This window comes from Amycolatopsis sp. NPDC004169 (genome assembly GCF_040610315.1).
In the GTDB taxonomy this organism is placed as follows: domain Bacteria; phylum Actinomycetota; class Actinomycetes; order Mycobacteriales; family Pseudonocardiaceae; genus Amycolatopsis.
The window spans coordinates 1-19744 of record NZ_JBEXMD010000025.1 but is presented as its reverse complement, the minus strand read 5'-3'; the positions used below and the strand labels follow the sequence as shown (position 1 = coordinate 19744).

At 72.0% G+C, this 19744-nt stretch carries 23 protein-coding genes and 1 pseudogene; 11 read left to right on the top strand and 13 right to left on the bottom strand.

Annotation, left to right across the window (positions count from 1 at the left end; all coding sequences use genetic code 11):
* Positions 1–205: 205 nt before the first annotated feature.
* From ABZX11_RS29355 to ABZX11_RS29340, 4 genes are all read left to right on the top strand, one after another.
* Entirely contained in the window at positions 206–1069 is an 864-nt protein-coding gene (locus ABZX11_RS29355; protein ID WP_013222333.1) for a helix-turn-helix transcriptional regulator, read from the top strand.
* A gap of 88 nt (positions 1070–1157) precedes the next feature.
* On the top strand, positions 1158–2009 hold the full coding sequence (locus tag ABZX11_RS29350) for an SAM-dependent methyltransferase (protein ID WP_176177996.1): 852 nt from the start codon (positions 1158–1160) through the stop codon (positions 2007–2009).
* The gene (locus ABZX11_RS29345; protein ID WP_354918869.1) at positions 1981–2829 is read left to right on the top strand and encodes an SAM-dependent methyltransferase; all 849 of its coding nucleotides are present in this window, start codon (positions 1981–1983) and stop codon (positions 2827–2829) included. The genes ABZX11_RS29350 and ABZX11_RS29345 overlap by 29 nt, the downstream gene beginning before the upstream one ends.
* Positions 2826–3434: a class I SAM-dependent methyltransferase gene (locus tag ABZX11_RS29340; protein WP_354918866.1), complete on the top strand. Its 609-nt coding sequence runs from the start codon at positions 2826–2828 to the stop codon at positions 3432–3434. Before ABZX11_RS29345 ends, ABZX11_RS29340 begins: the two co-directional genes overlap by 4 nt.
* Before the next feature lie 63 nt (positions 3435–3497).
* Here ABZX11_RS29340 and ABZX11_RS29335 read toward each other — a convergent pair whose 3' ends face one another.
* Together ABZX11_RS29335 and ABZX11_RS29330 are read right to left on the bottom strand one after the other, a co-directional pair.
* Positions 3498–3752 carry a hypothetical protein gene (locus ABZX11_RS29335; protein WP_176173504.1) on the bottom strand — a complete coding sequence of 85 codons (255 nt, stop codon included), beginning with the start codon at positions 3750–3752 and terminating at the stop codon, positions 3498–3500.
* A 4-nt stretch (positions 3753–3756) separates the two neighbouring features.
* A complete protein-coding gene (locus ABZX11_RS29330) occupies positions 3757–3879 on the bottom strand; it encodes a hypothetical protein (RefSeq protein WP_303246979.1) in 123 nt (40 codons plus the stop codon).
* A 296-nt stretch (positions 3880–4175) separates the two neighbouring features.
* Here ABZX11_RS29330 and ABZX11_RS29325 point away from each other — a divergent pair, with 296 nt between their 5' ends.
* Positions 4176–4430 carry a DUF397 domain-containing protein gene (locus ABZX11_RS29325; RefSeq protein ID WP_003097427.1) on the top strand — a complete coding sequence of 85 codons (255 nt, stop codon included), beginning with the start codon at positions 4176–4178 and terminating at the stop codon, positions 4428–4430.
* Between the two features lie 130 nt (positions 4431–4560).
* Here ABZX11_RS29325 and ABZX11_RS29320 read toward each other — a convergent pair whose 3' ends face one another.
* The 5 genes from ABZX11_RS29320 to ABZX11_RS29300 form a co-directional block, all read right to left on the bottom strand.
* Positions 4561–5106 carry a hypothetical protein gene (locus tag ABZX11_RS29320; protein WP_354918862.1) on the bottom strand — a complete coding sequence of 182 codons (546 nt, stop codon included), beginning with the start codon at positions 5104–5106 and terminating at the stop codon, positions 4561–4563.
* On the bottom strand, positions 5099–6241 hold the full coding sequence (locus ABZX11_RS29315; protein WP_354918859.1) for a hypothetical protein: 1143 nt from the start codon (positions 6239–6241) through the stop codon (positions 5099–5101). The genes ABZX11_RS29320 and ABZX11_RS29315 overlap by 8 nt, the downstream gene beginning before the upstream one ends.
* Before the next feature lie 10 nt (positions 6242–6251).
* Complete coding sequence (locus ABZX11_RS29310; RefSeq protein ID WP_176173501.1) at positions 6252–6644, bottom strand: FixH family protein; 393 nt, start codon at positions 6642–6644, stop codon at positions 6252–6254.
* The gene (locus ABZX11_RS29305; RefSeq protein ID WP_354918856.1) at positions 6641–8038 is read right to left on the bottom strand and encodes a hypothetical protein; all 1398 of its coding nucleotides are present in this window, start codon (positions 8036–8038) and stop codon (positions 6641–6643) included. The genes ABZX11_RS29310 and ABZX11_RS29305 overlap by 4 nt, the downstream gene beginning before the upstream one ends.
* Positions 8039–8133: 95 nt before the next feature.
* The gene (locus tag ABZX11_RS29300; protein ID WP_354918853.1) at positions 8134–8988 is read right to left on the bottom strand and encodes an alpha/beta hydrolase; all 855 of its coding nucleotides are present in this window, start codon (positions 8986–8988) and stop codon (positions 8134–8136) included.
* Positions 8989–9042: 54 nt separating this feature from the next.
* Between ABZX11_RS29300 and ABZX11_RS29295 the strand changes: the two genes are divergently transcribed.
* A complete protein-coding gene (locus tag ABZX11_RS29295; protein ID WP_176173498.1) occupies positions 9043–9618 on the top strand; it encodes a CGNR zinc finger domain-containing protein in 576 nt (191 codons plus the stop codon).
* A gap of 283 nt (positions 9619–9901) precedes the next feature.
* On the opposite strand, the gene ABZX11_RS29290 is transcribed toward ABZX11_RS29295, so the two are convergent.
* Genes ABZX11_RS29290 through ABZX11_RS29280 form a run of 3 tightly spaced genes read right to left on the bottom strand, consistent with a single transcriptional unit; the run spans position 9902 to position 12686 of the window.
* A complete protein-coding gene (locus ABZX11_RS29290) occupies positions 9902–10768 on the bottom strand; it encodes an oxygenase MpaB family protein (RefSeq protein WP_354919109.1) in 867 nt (288 codons plus the stop codon).
* Positions 10768–11343, bottom strand: a complete 576-nt coding sequence (locus tag ABZX11_RS29285) for a TetR/AcrR family transcriptional regulator (protein ID WP_176173496.1) — start codon at positions 11341–11343, stop codon at positions 10768–10770. The genes ABZX11_RS29290 and ABZX11_RS29285 overlap by 1 nt, the downstream gene beginning before the upstream one ends.
* Positions 11310–12686, bottom strand: coding sequence for an amidase (locus ABZX11_RS29280; protein ID WP_354918850.1), 1377 nt, complete (start codon positions 12684–12686; stop codon positions 11310–11312). The genes ABZX11_RS29285 and ABZX11_RS29280 overlap by 34 nt, the downstream gene beginning before the upstream one ends.
* 127 nt (positions 12687–12813) lie before the next feature.
* Here ABZX11_RS29280 and ABZX11_RS29275 point away from each other — a divergent pair, with 127 nt between their 5' ends.
* Entirely contained in the window at positions 12814–13362 is a 549-nt protein-coding gene (locus ABZX11_RS29275) for a dihydrofolate reductase family protein (protein WP_354918847.1), read from the top strand.
* A gap of 38 nt (positions 13363–13400) precedes the next feature.
* Positions 13401–14429 carry a D-cysteine desulfhydrase family protein gene (locus tag ABZX11_RS29270; protein ID WP_354918844.1) on the top strand — a complete coding sequence of 343 codons (1029 nt, stop codon included), beginning with the start codon at positions 13401–13403 and terminating at the stop codon, positions 14427–14429.
* Positions 14430–14507: 78 nt separating this feature from the next.
* Here the strand turns inward: ABZX11_RS29270 and ABZX11_RS29265 are convergent.
* Positions 14508–15074 (bottom strand): annotated as a pseudogene (locus tag ABZX11_RS29265) (DUF998 domain-containing protein); the annotation flags it as partial.
* A gap of 52 nt (positions 15075–15126) precedes the next feature.
* Positions 15127–15897, bottom strand: coding sequence for a hypothetical protein (locus tag ABZX11_RS29260; protein ID WP_354918841.1), 771 nt, complete (start codon positions 15895–15897; stop codon positions 15127–15129).
* A gap of 670 nt (positions 15898–16567) precedes the next feature.
* On the opposite strand from ABZX11_RS29260, the gene ABZX11_RS29255 reads away from it, so the two are divergent.
* Complete coding sequence (locus ABZX11_RS29255; RefSeq protein WP_004559389.1) at positions 16568–16777, top strand: sigma factor-like helix-turn-helix DNA-binding protein; 210 nt, start codon at positions 16568–16570, stop codon at positions 16775–16777.
* Entirely contained in the window at positions 16777–17304 is a 528-nt protein-coding gene (locus tag ABZX11_RS29250; RefSeq protein WP_354918838.1) for a Clp protease N-terminal domain-containing protein, read from the top strand. Before ABZX11_RS29255 ends, ABZX11_RS29250 begins: the two co-directional genes overlap by 1 nt.
* Here ABZX11_RS29250 and ABZX11_RS29245 read toward each other — a convergent pair.
* On the bottom strand, positions 17301–17921 hold the full coding sequence (locus ABZX11_RS29245) for a hypothetical protein (protein ID WP_176173490.1): 621 nt from the start codon (positions 17919–17921) through the stop codon (positions 17301–17303). The two genes, ABZX11_RS29250 and ABZX11_RS29245, sit on opposite strands and share 4 nt — an antisense overlap.
* Positions 17922–17982: 61 nt before the next feature.
* Between ABZX11_RS29245 and ABZX11_RS29240 the strand changes: the two genes are divergently transcribed.
* A complete protein-coding gene (locus tag ABZX11_RS29240) occupies positions 17983–19431 on the top strand; it encodes a PLP-dependent aminotransferase family protein (protein WP_176173489.1) in 1449 nt (482 codons plus the stop codon).
* Positions 19432–19744 lie beyond the last annotated feature (313 nt).

Sequence of the window (19744 nt, the reverse complement as noted above, 5' to 3'; positions counted from 1 at the left end):
CGGTTGGCCGAATAATTCGGAATTTCGCTGGTCCAGGCGAGTGATAGCGCAGGTGACTGGCAATCTGCGGCGTTTCCTGGAACGCTGCGCGATGTCATCATCGAGATCCGCAAGGTTAAGCACTAACCTGGGTGGGTTCGATAGTTCGCGTGCGACGGCGGCCGGTGGCCGCCGTTGCTTGGTAGTGGTCCGGGAGAGCAGGGCGATGGCCAGCACCGTCACCTCGCGCCGGAAGCAGCTCGGGAACGAGCTCCGGCATGCCCGCACCGCGGCGCGGATGACACAGCAGCAGGTCGCCGAGGTCCTCGGCTGCACCCAGGGCAAGGTCAACAAGATCGAGTCCGGTGCCGTCGGGGTGAAACTCGGGGATGTGCGATCGATGCTGAACGCGTTCGGGATCAACGGCGAAGAGGCCGACACGCTGATGAACCTGGCGCGGGCCGCCGCCGGGCAGCGCGGCCACTGGTCCGGCTACCGCTCGGTGGTGCCGCACTGGTTCCGCACCTTCACCGACCTGGAGCCCGCGGCCGCGGAGATCCTCACCTGGCACGGTGAGCGCATCCCGGGCCCGCTGCAGTCCGAGCACTACATGCTCAAGCAGTTCACCGAGGCCGGTGCGACGGACGTGACGTCGCTGGTCCGCAACCGCCTCGACCGCAAGGCGGTGTTCGAACAGCAGCAGCCGCCCTACTACCGGTTCATCATCAGCGAAGGCGCGCTGCGCCGGGCCCCCGGCGGGTACGCGCCGGCGGTGATGCTCGACCAGGTCGAGCACCTGCTCTCGCTGGAGAAGCACCCGCGCGTCTACGTGCACGTGCTGCCGTTCGGCGCGCGGCTGGCCGCGGTGCCCAACGACTTCACGATCATGCGCTTCCCGGACCGCACCCGCGACTTCGTCTACATCGAGCACTCCGCGGGCGGGCTGTACCTGGACGACGTCAAGGACTTCAACATCTTCGTCGACTCGTGGGACAGGCTGCGCGGTGCCGCCCTGGAGCGGCAGGAGACCCGGCAGTTCCTCAAGGAGCTTGCAGAGGGTTACCGCGCGCAGATGCAGCAGCTCCAATAGGGCGAATGGCGGCGGCAGCTGTCCCGACCGGTGAACAACTTTCGGTAGAGTCACTCTGTTGCGCTTGAATCCACCGGAAGTGGACACCGTGGACCCCGACTTCCTGCCCGACGCCGTCGACCTGGACCGGCCGAACGTGGCGAGGATCTACGACTGGGCGCTCGGCGGCACCGCGAACTGGGCCATCGACCGCCAGTACGGCGAGCAGGCGCTGAAGGTCTTCCCGCTGGCGAAGACCCTGGCCCGCGCGAACCGCGACTTCCTGGGCCGGGCGGTGCGCTACTGCGTCGGGCAGGGCATCACCCAGTTCCTCGACCTCGGCTCCGGCATCCCGACGTCCGGCAACGTGCACGAGGTGGCCGACGACCACAGCGACGACAGCCGGTGCGTCTACGTCGACAACGAGCCGGTGGCCGTCGCGCACGCCCGGATGCTGCTCGAGGAGGCAGGCGACCCCGAGCGGCACGCCGTGCTGCACGCCGACCTGCGGGACGCCGGCGACGTCTGGGACGCCGCGCTCGACACCGGCGTGCTCGACCCGGACCGGCCGATCTGCCTGCTCACCGTGGCAGTGCTGCACTTCCTGCCGGACGTGACCGGTGTCCGCGAAGCCATCGGCGCCTACCGGACGCTGCTGGCGCCCGGGTCGGCGTACGTGCTTTCGCACGCGACCGAGTCCGGCGTCGACGGCGAAGAGCTGGAGCAGATCCGGAAGCTCGTGAAGCTGTCGGAGCGGTCGAGCTCGCCCGCGGTTTCCCGGTCCCTCGACGAGATTGCCGCCTTCTTCGGTACCTTCGACGTCATCGAGCCCGGGATCGTGCCTGTGGGAGAGTGGCGTCCCGAGCCCGGCGCCGCCACGGTCCCCCTCGCGAGCGTGGTCGGCGGTGTCGGCCGCAAGCCTGGAGGACGCAATGACGACGCAGGACCCCGAAGCCCCTGAAGGCGTGGACCTGGACCGGCCGAACGCCGCCCGCATCTACGACTGGTTCCTCGGCGGCGACGCCAACTGGGCCATCGACCGGCAGTTCGGGGAGCAGGCGGTCAAGACCTTCCCGATGATCAAGACCGTCGCCCGCGTCGGCCGCGACTTCCTCGGCCGCGGCGTGCGGTACCTGGCGCGCAACGGGATCGACCAGTTCCTCGACCTCGGCTCCGGCGTCCCCACGGTCGGCAACGTCCACGAGGTCGCGACCGCGGTGAACCCGGACGCCCGGTGCGTGTACGTCGACAACGAGCCGGTCGCCGTGGCCCACTCGCAGATCCTGCTGGAGAAGGAGGGCGTCGCCGGGCGGCACGCGGTGCTGCAGGGCGACCTGCGCGACCCGGCCGACATCTGGAAGCGCGCGCTCGACACCGGTGTCCTCGACCCGAACCGCCCGATCGGCCTGATCATGGTCGGCGTCCTGTACTTCCTCGGCGCCGACGAGCCGGTGGCCCAGACCATCCAGAAGTACCTGTCGCTGCTGCCCTCCGGCTCGTACTTCCTGTCCTCGCACCTGACGAGCGACGGACTGGAGGAGATGGCCGACGCGGAGAGCCGCGAGTCGATCATGAAGCAGTACAACCAGTCCAGCACCCCGCTGCACCTGCGCACCCGGGCGGAGTTCACGTCCTTCTTCGAGGGGCTGGAGCTGGTCGAGCCGGGCATCGTCTACCTGCCGGAGTGGCACCCGGAGGAAATCGAGTCGCGGGCCACCAAGAAGCTCGCGAACGACCCGGCGTTCGTCGGCCACCTCTGCGGCCTCGGCCGCAAGCCGTGACGGCGGCCGCCTACGACGCGGTCGCCGTCCAGTACGCGGAATTCGCCGCCGAGGTCTGGGACAGGCACCCGCTGGAGCGGGCGGTCTGGACCGCGTTCGCGGATTCCGTGCGCGGCCGCGGCCCGGTCGCCGACCTCGGCTGCGGGCCCGGCCACCTCACCGCGCACCTGCGTTCGCTGGGGCTCGACGCGTTCGGCGTCGACCTGTCCCCGGCGATGGTCGCGCTCGCCGGGGCCGCCCACCCGGACCTGCGGTTCGAAGTGGGTTCGATGGCGGCGCTGGACCTGCCGGACGCTTCGCTCGGCGGGATCCTGTCGTGGTACTCGGTGATCCACACCACGCCGGCGGAGCTGCCGGGGTACTTCGCCGAATTCGCCCGAACGTTGGTGCCGGGTGGTCACGTTCTGTTGGGGTGCTTCGAATCCCGCGGTGGTCCGCGGACGACGTTCGACCACAAGGTGACGACGGCCTACTGCTGGCCGCTGGACGAACTGGCGGGCATCGCGGCCGCGGCGGGCTTCACCGAGGTGGGACGGGTGCTGCGGGAACCGGGCCCGGACGAGCGGCCGCTGCGGCACGGCAGCCTGCTGCTCCGGAAACCGTAGCCGCAGACGGCAAGAGCCCCGGTTCCGCAGGAAACCGGGGCTCTTCGGTGGTGGTGCGGCAGTTCAGGCTCGGGAACCGATGCGGCCGCGCAGCAACGGTGCCAGGTCGATCGAAGCTTCCAGCGGGCGGGTGGTCCGGACCCCGTCGGCGTGGCGCCGCAGCGGGAGGTCCTGGTCCGTGGCCCAGGTCGTGGTCTTGCGCAGCGGGGCCTGGATCAGGCTGAAGCCGAAGCGGTTCCGCAGCTCGTTCCCGATGCCCCGGCGGCCACGGTGTTCTTCGTCCTCGCGGCGGAAGAGCGAGTTCACCCGGACTGCCATTCGTCTACACCCCCAGCTCTGGTCGCGCTGCTTCGGCGTCTCGCAGGGAAAACGCTTCCGCATCCGGAGTTCGGACCAGCTCGGTCACGGTGAGCGCGCCGGGCGGCGCACCTTCCTCGACGATCACGCTGTTCCTCCCCCATGAGGTCCTGCGGTGGTTGGCTTGGTTACGGCAAGAGGTCCTTCAACGCTTCGGCCCGCCCCGACGACCGCCCGCCGCGAGCAGGCAGTCATTCACCGACACGAGCGCCCCGGCCGATGCGATTAATCCTACTCCTGGAATAATCTTCATGTCGAGGCCGGACCCAGTTGATCACCCGCTTGGCCCTGTGGCTTGCTCCATTGAGACACTGAGTAGCCGGGAGCGGGTGCCTTCGACCAGGTCACGACCGCGCCCCCCATCGATCCTCGGAGGTACGACCCATGGCGGATTATCCGTCGTTCGCGGATTACGATCCGAACACGGCCGTGTCTATGTTCGAAGAGGCCGCCTGGGAGAAGTCGTTCGCCAGCGAGCCCAACGGCGGCAGCTGTGTCGAGGTCAACCTGGGCCGGGACGGCGTGATCGGCGTCCGGGACACCAAGCTCGCGACCAGCCCGGTCTTCGTGTTCGACACCGCCGAGTGGGAAGCGTTCCTGATCGCCGTCAAGGCCGGGCAGTTCGACCTGCCCGCCTGAACCGGCGATCACCGGCGTCCGGACCGTGCTGCGGAAGAACAATGCCGAAGGCCCCCTTCCCCGCTCTCCACGGTGAAGGAGGCCTTCGCGACCGCCGGAATACGTCCGGGCACCCGATGTGAGGGGAATCTCACCCGATTGCCGGAAGCTCGCCCCCGCGCAAGCGGCTGCGGGTCCGGCGCCAGGCCACCACGACGAGCGCGACCAGCCCGATCAGCGGGAGCGTGCTGATCGCCCAGCTCAAGCCCATCGGCGGCCCCGGCTGTTCCAGCACCGGCAGCGCACGCAGCTCGCCGGTGCCGGAGCCGGCGGGGCCGTTGACCGTGAAGCGGAACGTCCAGTCACCCGGCTGCGGCATCGACCGGACGTCGAGCCCCCACACCTCGCGCTTGCGCGGGTGCCGGACCAGCGGCTGGGCCCGGCGCTGGGCGCCGTCGGGGCCGGACATGGCGAGCGTGCCGGACTTGCCCTCGATCCCGCCGTCGGGGATGAAGGTGAAGTCCAGTGACTGCATGGCTTTCAGCGGCCAGGTGCTGAACCCGACGGTCAGCCCGTACGGCCCGGCCTGCACCCGCTCGGTGTGCACGATGTTGACCGGCTCGTAGGCGTTCGCCGGCGCGGCCGTGGCGAACAGGAGCCCGGCGACGGCGGCCAAGGCGAACAAACTCTTACGCATCAGCGGTTTCCCCCTTCTTCGCGGGCGCCAGCAGGCAGAGCATCCCGCCGAACCGCCACCCGGCGAACCCGCCGAGCAGCCCCAGTGCCGCGCTGAGCACGGCGGTCGTCGTCAGGTACCCGGCCGGCGGCACGTGCGCGCCGGTGTAGAGCAGGGCCCGCTGCAGTGGCAGGCTCAGCCCGATCAGCAACCCGGCGAGCCCGCCGGCGACCACGGACACCCGGCCTGCGCGCCACTCTCGCCGTCGTCCGGCGAGGTAGCCGAGCTCCATCAGCGCGGCCACCGGCAGCAGGGCCATCGGCGCCAGCGACGGCATCGCCGGCACGCCGGAAACCGCGTCCCGCATCGGCAGGCCGACCAGGTCGGCGTACGCCTGCGCCGCCCACGGCGAGAACCACCAGAAGACCGCCTGCACGGCCGCGACCATCGCCGCGGTGCCGACCGCCCCGCCCGGGCGGCGGGTGAACCCGGCGCCGACGGAGACCAGCAGCACCGCCATCATCGACGTCCCGATCGCCACGGGGTCGGCGTAGTCGTTCGGCACCTGCTGCAACCCGAGGGCCAGCACCGGCCCGAAGGTGAGCAGCACGGTCAGCGACGCCAGCGTGCCGAGCCGCCCCCAGCGGTGTTCGCGCGCCGCGGCGAACACCGCGGTCGTGCCGATGAGCGACACCGTGATCGCCAGCAGCAGCCCGATGTGCGGCGGCGAGTCGATGACCGCGTCGAAGCCGTAGAGCCCGTGCCACCACTGGTCCCACAGCCCGTACAGCAGGAACGTCGCCGCGCCCACGCCCGATACCAGGTAGCCCAGCGGTGCCGCGAAAGTCCGGCCGAACACGTTGACCACGCGCCCGCCGATCCGCGGGTCGACCGGCCGTCCCGCGCGCCGCGCCGCCGTCGTCAGCAGCACGACGGCGAGGCTCGCCAGGCCGACGACCGCGCTGCCCGCGTACAGGAACAGGTGCGGCAGCGTGAAGAACGTGTCCGGCCCGACGTCGTCGTGCCACTGGATGTCCCAGGTGAGACCGACCAGTGACAGCAGCGAGCCGCCGAGCACGACGTTCGCCGGCAGCAACCCCGTTCGCGCCTGTTTCGGCACCGACGTGGCGCGCACGCCGGATGCGGTGAGATCCATGCCCCCTCCTTTACTTGACCAACACGGGAAAGACGACCTGCGCGGGCCCGCCGGGGCCGCGCAGCGAAACGGTGATCTCCCACTGCCCGGCCATCGGCAGCCCGACGCCGGTGGCGCGGAAGCGGCCGGGCCCGTCCGGCCCGGCGGGCACCGGGGGGAACGCGTGTCCCATCTGCGCCATGACCGGCGCGACCGTGACGGTGTCGGGCGCGGGTCCGGTCACCGCCACCGCGAACGTGTTGCCGCCGATTCGGGGCTGCTCCGCCGAGAACTCGACGGTGTACGGGCCGGAAACCGCTTGCTGGGTGGTGGGTTTCGCGGCACCGCCGCCCCACAGCAGCCACGCGGCCCCGGCCGCGACGACCAGGACGACGACGGCGATCAGCAACGTCGGGCGCCTCATCGGCCCGCCCCCGTCGCCGGGACGTCGACCACGGCGGGCACGGTGAGCACCCGGTAGCCGCGTTCGGCCTGCAGCCAGATCCGGTACCGGCCGGGCTGGGCGAAGGTGTAGGTGAAGCCGACGTCCGGCCCGTACGCGGCGACTGTCTCATCAGGACGGTCGAGCTGGCCGGCGACCGGCGGGAGCATCGCGTGGACGTGGGCCCAGTTGGGTGCCTTCGCGGCGCTTTCCCCGACCGGCCCGTCGATCGGGCCGGTGATGATCAGGTGGCCGAGCATGCCCAGCCACGGCTGGAGGTCCTGGGCCGGGAAGCGGGCGGTAATGGTCGTCGGCGTGCCGGCGCTGACGGTGAGTTCGACCGGGGTGCCGTCGACCGTCCGCGGGCCGGCGCCGGGCGGTTCGGGCGCGGGTGCGGCGGTGCCGTGGAGGTCCACAGTGGACCGGACCAGCTGCACGCCGCCGCCGCGCCGGGCCAGTTCCGCGGCGACGGCGTAGGTGCCCGGCTCCGGATCGCTCACGTGGACGCGGTAGTCGCCGGGGCCGACGCGCACCGGGTGCAGGTGGCTCAGCCGCCCGGACGGCGAAACGAGCACCAGGTGGACGAGGGCGTTGTCGCGCACCAGCAGGTCGTCGGCCGGGCGGCCGGTGGCGCCGTCGGTGAGCCGCAGCCGCAGGCCGTCCCGCTCCGGCTCGACGGCGAGGTTCACCGGCGGCCGTGAGTAATCCACTGTGGACAATCGGGCGGCGGCGTACGGGTCGGTGACGTTGTCGAAGGTCGGGTCCAGCTGGCTGCCGGGCGCGGGCGGCGGGGGCGTGCTCGCCGACAGCAGCGCACCGGTGACGGCGACGGCGATCGCGGCGACCACGCCGGCGCCCGGGATGAGTGCGAACGCGGTCCGCCGGGCCCGCACGCCGACGACCAGGGCGATGAGCAGGAACGCGCCCGCCGCGACGAACCCGCCGTAGGCCGCCTTCTCCCACGGCGGCACCACCCGCGCGGGCCCGATGAACGGGATCGTGGCCCGCTGCCCGGTGTCGTCGCTCAGCGAGAGTTCCCACGGTCCCGGTTTGTCGACTTGGAGATTCCCCGGGTGGACACCGGGTGTCGCGCCGAGGACGACGTCCGCGCGCGAACTCGGGACACCGTCGGCCGCGACGGCCAGGTGCAGCGTGCCGGGCGCGGTGCCCTGGTGCGTCACCACGTCGACCCGCAGCGGCGACGGCGTCGTGTCGACGCGGCGGATGATCACGGTCAGTTCGCGGGCGCCGAGTGTCTGGGCGACCTGGATGTCGGTGCCGGTCGGTGCGCCGTCGGCGTACGCGATCCCGCTGCCGGCCAGGATCCCCAAGGTGGCCAGCAGCATCAGCAGCGCCGCTTTCGATTTGCTCCCCATTGTGACGTGAACCTAACCGGCGAAACCGGTGGGGCGCGTCACGGCGGCGAGGGAACTCCGGTCCCCAGTTCGGGGGACCGGAGGCCCCTGGCATCTCAGGGGTCGAGGAACTTCCGCAGGTGGTCGACCACTTCGGCGGGTTGTTCCTCGGGGAGGAAGTGGCCGCACTCGGCGAGGGCTTCACCGGTGACGTCGTCGGCGTACTCGCGCCAGATGCCGAGCGTCGGGAGCGAGCCGAGCAGGCCGTTCGCGCCCCAGAGGGCGAGCAGTGGCTGGGTGAGGCGCTTCCCGGCGGCGAAGTCGGCGTGGTCGAGCTCGGCGTCGTCGGGGAAGGAGGCGCGGTAGTCGTCGAAGCCGGCCCGGAGGGCGCCGGGCTGGGAGAAGGCGCGGACGTACTCGGCCTGCGCCTCGGCGTCGAGAGCGTGGCGCTGGTAGGTCCAGCGCTCGAAGAAGTAGCCGAGGTAGGCGGCGATGTTCTGGCCCGCGAGGAGTTCCGGCAGGTCGGGCTGGAGGTGGAAGAGCCAGTGCCAGTACCCCTTGGCGATGCCGGCGTCGAGGCGCTGCCACATCGCGCGGGTCGGGGCGATGTCGAGCACGGCGAGGCGTTCGACCTGGTCCGGGCGGTCGAGGGCCCAGCGGTGGGCGACGCGGCCACCGCGGTCGTGCCCGGCGACGGCGGTCTTGGTGAACCCGAGGTGCTCGGCGAGCGCCGCCACGTCGGCGGCCATCGTGCGCTTGTCGTAGCCGGTCGCCGGTTTGTCGGTGCGGCCGTAGCCGCGCAGGTCGGGGGCGATCACGGTGTGCGTCTCGGCGAGCGGCGCCAGTACCCGCCGCCAGCAGTGCGACGTCTGCGGCCAGCCGTGCAGCAGGAACAGCGGCGGGCCGTCGCCGGCACGGAGGTAGTGCATGCGGATGCCGTTCACGGTGGCCATATTTTCTAACCGGTGCATGAGGTTAGACGGTAGCACTGCTTCTAACCGAAGGCAAGGGTTAGAATGACCGGCATGGAGTGGGTCTTCGACGGCGGACGGCCGTGCCTCGATCTGGTCAACACGATGCGCAGCCGGCACGAGTCCGGTGTGGAGCTGCTGACCGGGCCGGAGGCGCTGGCGGAGTGGCTGGCACTGGCGGGGCTGACAACGGGCCCGGTCCCGGTGACGGCGGGCAACGTGCTGGCGGCGAAGGCGCTGCGGGAGGCGATCGACCGGGTGCTGCTGCCGCCGGAGGAGTTGTCGAAGATGGACATCGAGCTGGTCAACAACGCCGCAGCGGCGGCACCGGCACCCCCACCCCGCCTGGCACTGACGGCCGACGGGCTCCGCCGAGAGGTCCCGGCCCCGAAGGACCCGGTGGCGGCGGCGTTCGCAACCCTGGCGGCGGACGCAATCGACCTGGCCACGAGCGACGCAGAGGTCCGAGTGTGCGCGGCCGACGACTGCGGCTTGCGGTTCAGCGACGCATCACCCCGCCGCAACCGCCAGTGGTGCTCGATGTCCCGGTGCGGAAACCGCGCGAAGGCCCGGGCTCATTACGCGCGCACCGGTCCACAGGCAAGGCGAGATGTGCACAACCCAAGCTAGCCGGCGCCTTCCCTGCCGGTTTCCGTCGTGTTCGGCCGATACGCTGGAGACGGGGGGCGCCCCCGCGGCCCCCACCCGCTTCTGACTCCCCACCCGCTCTGTGTTGCCCCGCCAATCACGCGAGATGCCCGCCCAATCACGTGAGATGCCTCGCCGATCACGCGAGATGCCTCGCCAATCACGCGAGTTCGGCCTCCAATCACGCGAGTTCGGCTTTCGAGCACGCGGGTCGAGGTTGCGCTCACGCGAGTTCGGCCCTCGCATCCCGCCGCCCCGGGCATGGTCAGAGGCGAGGCCTCACGCCCGGCCCTTCGCCGCGGACCAACGCCCGATACACCCGCGGATGCGCCCGAAGCCACACGTTGAGCTTCCCGATCCACCGCATGTGCACCGTCCGCAGCCCAGCCGGCATCGGCGTCGCCGACACCCGCACCGCAGAAGCGAACCGCGCGAACCGCCGCTCGTCCCGCGGTGTCCACTGTAGACCGAGATGCTCCCGGAATTCCGGCGGCAGCGTGGCCCGGATCAGGAACATCTGGATCCGCGCATGCCACCGCCACCACGAGTCCGGCAACCAAGAAACCGGCTTCGGAACCGTCCGGATCGTCTCGAAGAGCTGCTCGATCGTCGGATTCACCGAAAACCCTGCCACCATCGAGTCGTAGTACCGCTCGAAGGCCGCCCAGTCCGGCGGCAGATCACGCTCGCGCACACCCAGCATCCGCCCGATGTCGCACATCTGCGCGTAATACTCCTCAAGCTCCGATGTGGACAGACCACGCCCGAAAAACCGTTGCGCGTCAACCGGAACCTTCACCAACGTCGCATGCACCCACGCATACGCGGCCGGGTCCAACGCGCTGTACCGCCGCCCGTCCGCCACGCCCGTGAACGTCCGGTGCAACGCCCGCAACCGCGCCGCTTCCACCCGCGCCCCCGCCTCGCCGCCGTAGACGTAGATCGACAGCGACGCGCCCGTCCGCATCAACCGCGTCCACGGGTCCGACCGGTAGTCCGAATGATCGCGCACCCCCGCCGCGACCACCGGGTGCGCCACCTGCAGCACCAGGACCTGGCCGGCCAGCAGACCGTCGCGGAAGTCGCCGAAGTACTTCCACGCCGCCGTGCCGCGGACTACCGGGCGGGCCATCAAGCTCCGCGGAGCAGCATCATCAGCGGCTCGGCCACCGGCGTGTCCGTCTCGCCCGTCGCCAACCGGCGCAGCTGCAGTCCCGCGATCAGCGCCACCACCGGCCCGGCCAGCCGGGCCGGGTCGGGGACGCCCAGCGCGCTGAGGATCGTCACCGCCAGCTCGTCGTACGCCGCGAAGCACCGCGAAGACGCTTCCTGCAGCTCGGGGTCGCGCGCGGACTGGAGGTACAACTCGTGGGCGCCGAGCTCGTCCGCGCCGAACGGCAGCTGTGCGATCACGTGCTCCACCACCGAAGCCGCTTGTTCGACCGACAGACCCGCCGAGCGGTAGCCGTCGACGATCGCGCCGAGCTTCGCCGTCTCCTCTTCGACGAACAGCAGCATCGCTTCGCGCAGCAGCGCCGTCTGGCTGGGGAAGTGGTAGGTCAAGGTACCGAGGGAGACACCCGCGGCGGCGACGATCCGGCGGTTCGTCAGCCCGCCGACCCCGTGTTCGCCGACTACGGTCAGCGCGCCGCGCAGGATGGCCTCCCGCGTGCTCACCAGCTTGTCGCGGGATGCCGCTCCGGCCACCGTTCGACCTCTTCCAGTTGCGCGGCAAGCGAAATCAGCCGCTCCTCGGCGTGCGACGGGCCGAGCAGCTGCGCGCCGAGCGGCAGCCCGTCCGCCGTCTGCCCGGCCGGGACGTTGACCCCCGGCCAGCCCAGCACGTTCCACGGCCAAGCGTACGGGCAGGCGGCGATCATGGCCTGGTCGGTCTCCCAGCCGGACAGCCCGTCGAACGTGCCGATCGGCGGCGGCGGGGTCGCGGTGGTCGGGGTGAGCAGCACGTCGACGCGGCCGAACACCGAACCGATCCGGCGGTGCAGGCCCGGCTCGAGCGCGCGGGCCAGCCGCAGCGCCGGGCCGGCCAGCAGGCGGCCGTGGCCGGCGTTGCTGCGCGTGCGCGGGTCGAGCCCGGCCCGGTCGGGCACCCGCAGCGTCCAGTCGCGGACGCCGGTGAGCGACCGCGGCAGGAACGTCAGCCCGATCAGCCCGTAGTCCGGCTCGACCTCGACGATCTCGTGCCCCAGCCCGGCCAGCGATTCGGCCAGCCGTCGCACGTTCGCCTCGACGACCGGGTCGAGCCGGGTCTTCGTCGCGGTGAACGGGATCCGCGTGGACAGCCCGATCCGCAGCTTCCCTGGCTCGCGCCCGGCCGCCGCGCGGAACACGCCGGACGTCCCGGCGGCCGCGTCGAGCAGCAGGGCGGCGTCTTCGACCGTGCGGGCCAGCGGGCCGAGGACGGTGAGGCCGTGGAACAGCTCGTCCCCGGTCGGGATCCGGCCGCGCTGGGTCTTGATCCCGACCAGCCCGGTCCACGCGGCCGGGATGCGCACCGAACCGGCGCCGTCGGACCCGAGCGCGGCCGCGATGACCCCCGACGCCACCGCGGCCGCGCTCCCGCCCGAAGAACCCCCTGGGGTGTGGCCGGTGTGCCACGGGTTGCGCGTCACGCCGAAGGCCGGGCCTTCGGTGAACGGCCACTGACCCAGCTCGGGGGTGTTCGTCTTGCCGATGATCACCGCTCCGGCCTCGCGCAGCAGCGCGACCGCGGGCGCGTCGGCCGTCGCGCACGGGAATTCGCCGGGGCAGCCGAAGGACGTGGGCAGGCCGGTGAGGTCGACGTCGTCCTTGATCGCGACCGGCACGCCGAGCAGGGGAGCGCGCTCGCCGTCGGCCAGGCGCCGGTCCGCGGCCACGGCTTCGGCGAGGGCGTCGTCGTCGCGGAGGTGTTTGAACGCGTTGAGCGTGGCCTGGCTCGCGTGCGCGCGCCCGAGCGCGGCCGCGGTGAGCTCGGCGGAGGTGACCTCGCCCGCGGCGAGCTGCGCGGCCTGGGCGGTGAGGCCCGTGAAGTCGAGGCTCGTAGCGGTCATGGTGGCCCCCGAAGGTTCTCGTTCGTTCGAACGAACGCTACCGGATACCGACGGTTTCCGGCTAGTCCCCGATGAGTTTCCGCGACCGCGGCCGTCTACCCCACCGACGACTACGTGAGGAGAAACCATGGCCACGGTGCACGCGGGGATGAGCATGTCGCTGGACGGCTTCGTCGCCGATCGCCACGGCGGCACGGCCCGGCTGTCCGACCCCACCGCGTCGACCGGCAGCGCGTGGATGACCGACCTGATCCGCGAGACCGGCGCGGTCGTCCTCGGCCGCCGCTCGTTCGCGATGGCCGAGGACCCGGACTGGTACGCCGACCACTACGAGTTCCAGGTCCCGATCTTCGTCGTCACCCACAGGCCGCCGGCCGTGCTGCCCGCCCGGAACGAGAACCTCAGCTTCACCTTCGTCACCGACGGAATCGCTTCGGCGATCACCCAGGCGCGGGCGGCCGCGGGGGAGCGGGCGGTGAAGGTGATCGGCGCGAGCGTGGTCCGGCAGGCCGTGCGGGCCCGGCTGGCCGACGAGGTGCACGTCCTGATCGCTCCGGTGCTGCTCGGCGCCGGGCTACCGCTGTTCGGTGACCCCGAGCTCGACGGCGTCACGCTCCGGCGGATCGGCGTCCGCGAGGTCGGGCCGGTCACCGAGCTTCGCTTCGAGGTGCTTTAACCCCATATAGTGGTTAGAAAGCCGAGCCTGGAGGGCCGATGACGTTCGACTTCGCCGGATTCCCCGACGCCGCACTGGCCGCGATCCCCCGGGTCGACCTGGGCGGCTGGCCGACCCCGCTGCAGGCCGCGCCGCGCCTCGGGGAAGCGCTCGGCCTGCGGAACCTCTGGCTGAAGCGCGACGACGTCCACCCGCTCGGCGCCGGCGGCAACAAGCTCCGCAAGCTCGAATACCACCTGGGCGCGGCCCGGGAAGCCGGCGCGGACACCGTGATCACCTTCGGCGCGCTCCAGACCAACCACGGCCGCCAGACCGCCGCCGCGTGCGCGAAGCTCGGCCTGCGCTGCGAACTCGTGCTCACCGCGAAGGTGCCACGCGACGGCGAGGCGTACGAACGCAGCGGAAACCTCCCGCTGGACAGGCTCTTCGGCGCGACCGTCCACGTCTGCGCGGACGGCGAAGAGACCGGCCGCACGTACGACCGTCTCGTCGCCGAAGCCGCCACCGAGGGGCGGAAGGTCTTCACCGTGCCGGTCGGCGGCTCCAACGACCTCGGCGCGCTCGGGTACGTCCGAGCGACGCTCGAACTCGCGAAGCAGCTGGAAGCACGCGGCATCGAGCGCGCCCACCTCGTCGTCCCGCACGCCAGCGGCGGCACCGCGGCCGGGGTGACGCTCGCCGCCGGGCTCCTCGGGAACCTCGGTGTCGGCATCGCCTGCGTCAGCCACCCGCTCGACGAGGCCACGGAGAACCTCCACGACCTCGTCGACGGCGCGGCCAAGCTCCTCGGCGTCGAACCGCCGCCCTTCACGCACGCGAGGCTCGGCGATTCCACGCTTGGCCCCGGCTACGGCATCCCGACCGACGCCGTCTGGGACGCCCTACGGCTCTTCGGGCGCACCGAGGGCGTGGTGCTCGACCCGGTCTACACCGGCAAAGTGGCCGCCGCGCTGGTCGAATGGGCCGGCCACTTCGCCTCGGACGACCACGTGGTGTTCCTGCACACCGGCGGCATGCCCGGCCTGTACGGCTACGCGCCCGAATTCGCGGCGGCCGTCGAAGGCTGATTCGAGCCGGGACGCCAGCCACAGCAGCGTGCCCAGCAGAGCGACGTCGGCGAGCAGCAGCAGCCGTTGCATGACGCCGATCGGGAAGGCGTCCGAGATCTCGCGGAACGGCCCCACGCCGGCTTCGGCGAGCCGCACGAACAGGAAGCTCAGCGCGAAGAGCGCGAACGCACCCGCGGTCAGCCGGATCGCGTGGACCAGCGCCGCGCGTTCCGGACGGCCCCGCAGCGGTTCCAGCAGCGAGATCGCCGCGCCGGGCAGGCTGCAGAAGGCGACCAGGCACGCGTAGAGGTGGATCTCGCCGCTCACCGGGTCCGGCGCCTCGGGGTAGCTGGCCGGGAAGACCGCGGCCGCGGCCAGCCCGAGCGCCCACAAGGCGAGCAGCAGCCGGGTGGTCCGCGACAACGGCACACCGGCGACCTGCAGCGCGCCGAGCACCGCGAGCGAGCCGATGGCCAGCGAGAGCACGCTCGCCGCGAGCATCCCCTCACCGCGATCGGTCACCGTGTAGCTCGACAGCGTGTCGTACACCGGATTGCGTGAGCTCACGACGTGCAGCACCACAGCGGTGAACAGGCCCCACCCGATCGCACCCAGCGCGACGAGCCGCCACGGTCTCGTCCGCTTCCCCGCTTCCGTCCCCATGCGCTCCAGGGTCTCGGGAAACGTGACCGCCCGTGATCAGGGAAGACCCTGATTAACCCCCGGGATTGAAGTCCACGAGGACGAGCGCCTGGTCGTCGTGCCGCTTGGGCCGTGGCCAGCGTTCGCCGTCCGGATCCTGCTTCTCGGCGGTGCGGACGGCGTCCAGCACGGCGTCGGGCCCGTCGGCGCGGGTCACCGCGAGCAGCTCGCGCCAGTCGAAGAGCTCGTACTGGTCGACGCCGATGGACACGCCGTCGCTGGCGAGCAGCACCGCGTCGACGTCGGCGCGGTGCCAGCTGCGCCGGACCGCGTGCGCGGCGGCACCCGGGTCGGCTTCGGCGACCCAGAAGCCGTCGTGGGCGTTGCGCCGGCGCCGGACGTCGGCGCCGGTCTGGAGCATCCCGCGCCGCCGCAGCCGGGCCAGCCGGTCGTCGGAGACGACGTCGACGCCGAAGCCGCCGAACCCGACGACCGGGCTGTCCGCCAGCACGAGCGCGTCGACGCGGTCATCGAGCCAGCGCACGGCGGCGACGGTGCTCGACGGCGAGCACTGCGGCCGCAGGTCGTGCTCGGCGGTGAGGGCGGCGATCGCGCTGGTCAGGACCTCGGTCAGGTCGGCTTCCGGTGCCGCTCGGAGGTCTTCGGCCAGGCGCCGGGCGAGCCGTTCGGCGTACCAGCCGCCTGGGGGCTGGTCTGGGTCCGACGAGGTGGCGCCGTCCAGGACGAGCACGGCGTTGGGCAGCACGACGACGTGGTCTTCGGTGGGGCGTGGGTGGCCGTCGGCGCCCACCCCGGCCCGTTCGGCGATCGCGATCTCGGGCATCACCCGACTGTACGTCGACCGTTCGGCGGCTTCGCGCTGAACCGGGGCGATCGGGTCGGAGGTGGCGTTCGCTGGGCGAGGTCGTGGTCCGGGCTTTGCTCGGGGCCCGCCACCCCGAAGCCCGATTGTGACTACGGACGGCAGTACCGCGTCAAGGCGGGAAAGATGCCTTGACCCGGTACTGCCGTCCGTGTTCTGGCTTCGGATCGGGGTTGCGGGGGGTGTGGGTGGAGTGCCGGTTCTGCTTCGGCCTTGCGGTCGCATTGGTCCGGCGGTTGCTGGATGCCCCTGACGGGGCGTTGATGGCATCGCGGCTGTCGCCGCGCGAGGCGCCGTGCGGCCGCCGAGCCCGCGTGGACACCTTCGCCGGAACCCGCCCCGCCCACCCTCGCGCGCCCTCCCTCCCTCGCGCGCCCTCCCTCCCTCGCGCGCCCGCCCTCCCTAAGGGGGCCATCCCCGGGTCCAGTCTATCCAGCGCCTCCGACGAAATGGCGCGAAAACCGCAGCTCAGCGCCGTTTGTCCACAGCCTGGCCGAGATGTGGACAGCTGGTCCCGGCAGTCTCGGCCCAGCCGGAAATCGGCCCCGGAAGCCAGCCCCAGAAGCCGGCGCCGGCCACGACATGTCAACCCGAGTTGACACCGACCGAATGTCAACGTAGGTTGACAACCATGACGGAAGCGACGGATCTGGCCGCCCGGGCAGGTGACCGCGACCCCCGCGTGGGGCTGCGCGCGGTCGCCGCGCTCAGGCGGCTGCTTGAACAACTGGAGGCCGTGCAGGTCCGCAGTGCGCGGGTGCACGGCTGGTCGTGGCAGGAGATCGCCGCCGAGCTGGGGGTCAGCCGGCAGGCCGTGCACAAGAAGTACGGGAGGCACTGATGTTCGAACGGTTCACCGCCGAGGCGCGGATGGCGGTCGTCGAGGCGCAGATCGTGGCGCGGGAATCCGGGTCGCCCGAGATCGGGCCCGCTCACCTGCTCGCCGGGCTGGTGAAGAGCGATGTCGCGGTGCTCACCGAACTGGGCGTCGCCACCGATGATATCGCGGCCGAGCTGGCCCGCACCCGGCGTCGCGGCGGGGTGAGCGATGCCGATGCCGAGGCGCTCACCGAGTTCGGCATCGATGTCGAGCAGATCGTCGAACGCATCGAGCAGGCACACGGCGAGGGCGCGCTCGCCGGACGGCTCGGCCCGGCCAAGCGCGGGCACATCCCCTTCACTGCGCAGTCGAAGAAGACCTTGGAACTGAGCCTCAAGGAAGCCGTCCGGCTGGGTGACAAGCACCTCGGCCAGGAACACATCCTGCTGGCCCTGGCGCAGCAGCGCGGCACCGACGACGTGCTCGCCCGGCGCGGGGCCGACTACCTCACGCTGCGCCGGGCCGTCCAACAGCGCAAGGCCGGTTAGCGATCGCGCCAGGTGGTCAGCGGCAGCAGTGCCTGGGTGAGCGGGCCGATGGCGAGGGCGTAGAGCACGGTGCCGACGCCGACGGTCCCGCCGAGCAGGAAGCCGGCCGCCACCACGGTGATCTCGATGCCGGTGCGCACCAGCCGGACCGACCAGCCGGTGCGCCCGGCCAGCCCGGTCATCAGGCCGTCGCGCGGGCCGGGGCCGAGGCGGGCGCCGACGTAGGTGGCGGTCGCCACGCCGTTCAGCGCGACCCCGCCGACCAGCAGCGCGATCTGCCACGCGAGGTCGTGCTGGTCGGGGAGGAACGCGCGGACGACGTCGACCACGACCGAGATGACCACGACGTTCGCGATGGTGCCGATCCCGGGCCGCTGGCGCAGCGGGATCCACAGCAGGAGCACGGCCACCGAGATCAGGCCGGTGACCGTGCCGAACGTCAGGCCGGTGCGCTTCATGACGCCCTCGGCCAGCACGCTCCACGGCTCGAGGCCGAGGCCGGCGCGGGTGACGAGGGCGACGCTGGCGCCGTAGAGCGTCAGCCCGGCCAGGAGCTGGGTGCTGCGGCGGACGGGGTCGCGGGTGATCCGGACGGGCCGGAGGTCGGTTTGAGCCACGTCTCCACTATCGCCGGGAAGTGGTCTGGTAAACCATAGCCAATTCCGGGATATTGGTCTTATGGAACCCGGGCTCCCGATCGGTGGACGGATATCAGGGCCGCGATTGGCCGTCATGCTGGGCTCGTGGCGGCAAGGTGGCTCCCGGCAGGGAGCCGCTGACCTGGCCGCGGCGATCGAGCTGCAGGTGCTGGACGGCCAGCTGCCGCTCGGCACCCGGCTGCCCGCCGAGCGCGAGCTGGCCGACGCCCTCGGCGCCAGCCGGACGCTGATCGGCGCGGCACTGGACCGGCTGCGGGAGAACGGGTTCGTCGCCAGCCGCCGCGGTGCGGGTTCGTGGATCGCCGCGCCCGGGCGGCGCCGCCGCGGCCCGCTCGCGCCGGTGCACGACGGCTCGATCGACCTCACCCACGCGTCCTCGCCCGCGATCCCGGGCACGGCCGCGGCGGTCGACGCCGCCCGCCTCCGGCTCGCCGGCCACCTGGGCGACCACGGCTACCAGGAGCGCGGCCTGCTCGCCCTGCGCGAGCGGATCGCGGCCCGCTACACCGAACGCGGGCTGCCGACGACGCCGGCGCAGGTCATGGTCACCAACGGCGCGCACCACGCGTTCGTGCTGGTCCTGCGGATGCTCGCCGGGCCGGGCGACCGCGTGCTGGTCGAGCAGCCGACGTACCCGAATGCCCTGGAGGCGATCCGGGCTGCGCACGCGATCCCGGTGCCGGTGGCACTGGACCCGAGTGGCGATCGCGGCTGGGACATCGCCGGGGTCGACGCGGCCCTGCGCCAGGCGTCGCCGCGGTTCGCCTACCTGGTCGTCGACTTCCAGAACCCGACCGGCCTGCGCCTGGACACCGACGGCCGCGTCCGGCTCGGGACCGTGCTGGCCCGTGCCCGGACGCCGGTCGTGGTGGACGAGACGCTCGTCGAGCTGGACCTGACCGGCGACCCCCGGCACGGGCCGCCGCCGCTGGCCGCGTTCGCCGGCGACCTGGCCATCTGCGTCGGCTCGGCGTCGAAGACACACTGGGGCGGGCTGCGGCTCGGCTGGATCCGCGCGTCGGAGGACCTGCTCGGCCGCCTGGTTTCCGCGCGCTACGCGGTCGACCTCGGGTCACCGGTGTTCGAGCAGCTCGTGCTCACCGAGCTGATGGCCGACGAGAGCCTGCTGGACCGCCGCCGCGAGGAGCTGCACGGCTACCGCGACGCGCTGGCCGGCGCGGTGCACCGGTACCTGCCGGACTGGATGTTCACGCTGCCGGACGGCGGCCTGTCGCTGTGGTGCCGGATGCCGGAGCCGGTGAGCTCGCGCCTCGCGGTGGCGGCGGCCAGCCACGGCGTTCAGGTGGCGCCGGGCTCGCGCTTCGGCGTCCACGGCGGGCTGGAGCGCTGGATCCGGCTGCCGTTTTCGTTGCCGCCGGACCGGATCGACGAGGCCGTTCGGCGGCTGAGCGCGGCCGAAGCCTCGGTGCGCGGCACGCCGGCTTCGCTCGACGCGCCCATCGCATGAACGAACCGGTGCGCTGGATGCGAGCCTGCTCCCAGGGATGGGCGGCGTTCATGTGCATCCAGCGCACCGGTTCGTCGTTCCACACTCCCGCTCACGGACGTGACCCCGTTCGCGGGTGCCGCGGCTTCCCGGCACAGCCCCTCGACGTGCCGGGAAGCCGGCGGCTCAGGTGCGCTCGCGGTACTGCGAGTCCTCGCTCGGCGCGGTGAGCAAGGGCTCCCGGAGCGCACCCGGTGTGGGTCCCGGCGCCGCGGGGCTCGCGCCCGTCCAGGCCGTCGTCGGCTTCCCGGAGCAGCTCGACGCGCAGGTAGCC

Coding starts and splice junctions, on each gene's coding strand:
- ABZX11_RS29315 (WP_354918859.1), bottom strand. CDS start 6,241: ATGGATCTCACCGCATCCGGCGTGCGCGCCACGTCGGTGCCGAAACAG.
- ABZX11_RS29250 (WP_354918838.1), top strand. CDS start 16,777: ATGTTCGAACGGTTCACCGCCGAGGCGCGGATGGCGGTCGTCGAGGCG.
- ABZX11_RS29305 (WP_354918856.1), bottom strand. CDS start 8,038: ATGGGGAGCAAATCGAAAGCGGCGCTGCTGATGCTGCTGGCCACCTTG.
- ABZX11_RS29335 (WP_176173504.1), bottom strand. CDS start 3,752: ATGGCAGTCCGGGTGAACTCGCTCTTCCGCCGCGAGGACGAAGAACAC.
- ABZX11_RS29240 (WP_176173489.1), top strand. CDS start 17,983: ATGGAACCCGGGCTCCCGATCGGTGGACGGATATCAGGGCCGCGATTG.
- ABZX11_RS29295 (WP_176173498.1), top strand. CDS start 9,043: ATGGAGTGGGTCTTCGACGGCGGACGGCCGTGCCTCGATCTGGTCAAC.
- ABZX11_RS29320 (WP_354918862.1), bottom strand. CDS start 5,106: ATGCGTAAGAGTTTGTTCGCCTTGGCCGCCGTCGCCGGGCTCCTGTTC.
- ABZX11_RS29270 (WP_354918844.1), top strand. CDS start 13,401: ATGACGTTCGACTTCGCCGGATTCCCCGACGCCGCACTGGCCGCGATC.
- ABZX11_RS29355 (WP_013222333.1), top strand. CDS start 206: ATGGCCAGCACCGTCACCTCGCGCCGGAAGCAGCTCGGGAACGAGCTC.
- ABZX11_RS29300 (WP_354918853.1), bottom strand. CDS start 8,988: ATGCACCGGTTAGAAAATATGGCCACCGTGAACGGCATCCGCATGCAC.
- ABZX11_RS29280 (WP_354918850.1), bottom strand. CDS start 12,686: ATGACCGCTACGAGCCTCGACTTCACGGGCCTCACCGCCCAGGCCGCG.
- ABZX11_RS29310 (WP_176173501.1), bottom strand. CDS start 6,644: ATGAGGCGCCCGACGTTGCTGATCGCCGTCGTCGTCCTGGTCGTCGCG.
- ABZX11_RS29260 (WP_354918841.1), bottom strand. CDS start 15,897: ATGCCCGAGATCGCGATCGCCGAACGGGCCGGGGTGGGCGCCGACGGC.
- ABZX11_RS29275 (WP_354918847.1), top strand. CDS start 12,814: ATGGCCACGGTGCACGCGGGGATGAGCATGTCGCTGGACGGCTTCGTC.
- ABZX11_RS29345 (WP_354918869.1), top strand. CDS start 1,981: ATGACGACGCAGGACCCCGAAGCCCCTGAAGGCGTGGACCTGGACCGG.
- ABZX11_RS29325 (WP_003097427.1), top strand. CDS start 4,176: ATGGCGGATTATCCGTCGTTCGCGGATTACGATCCGAACACGGCCGTG.
- ABZX11_RS29255 (WP_004559389.1), top strand. CDS start 16,568: ATGACGGAAGCGACGGATCTGGCCGCCCGGGCAGGTGACCGCGACCCC.
- ABZX11_RS29290 (WP_354919109.1), bottom strand. CDS start 10,768: ATGGCCCGCCCGGTAGTCCGCGGCACGGCGGCGTGGAAGTACTTCGGC.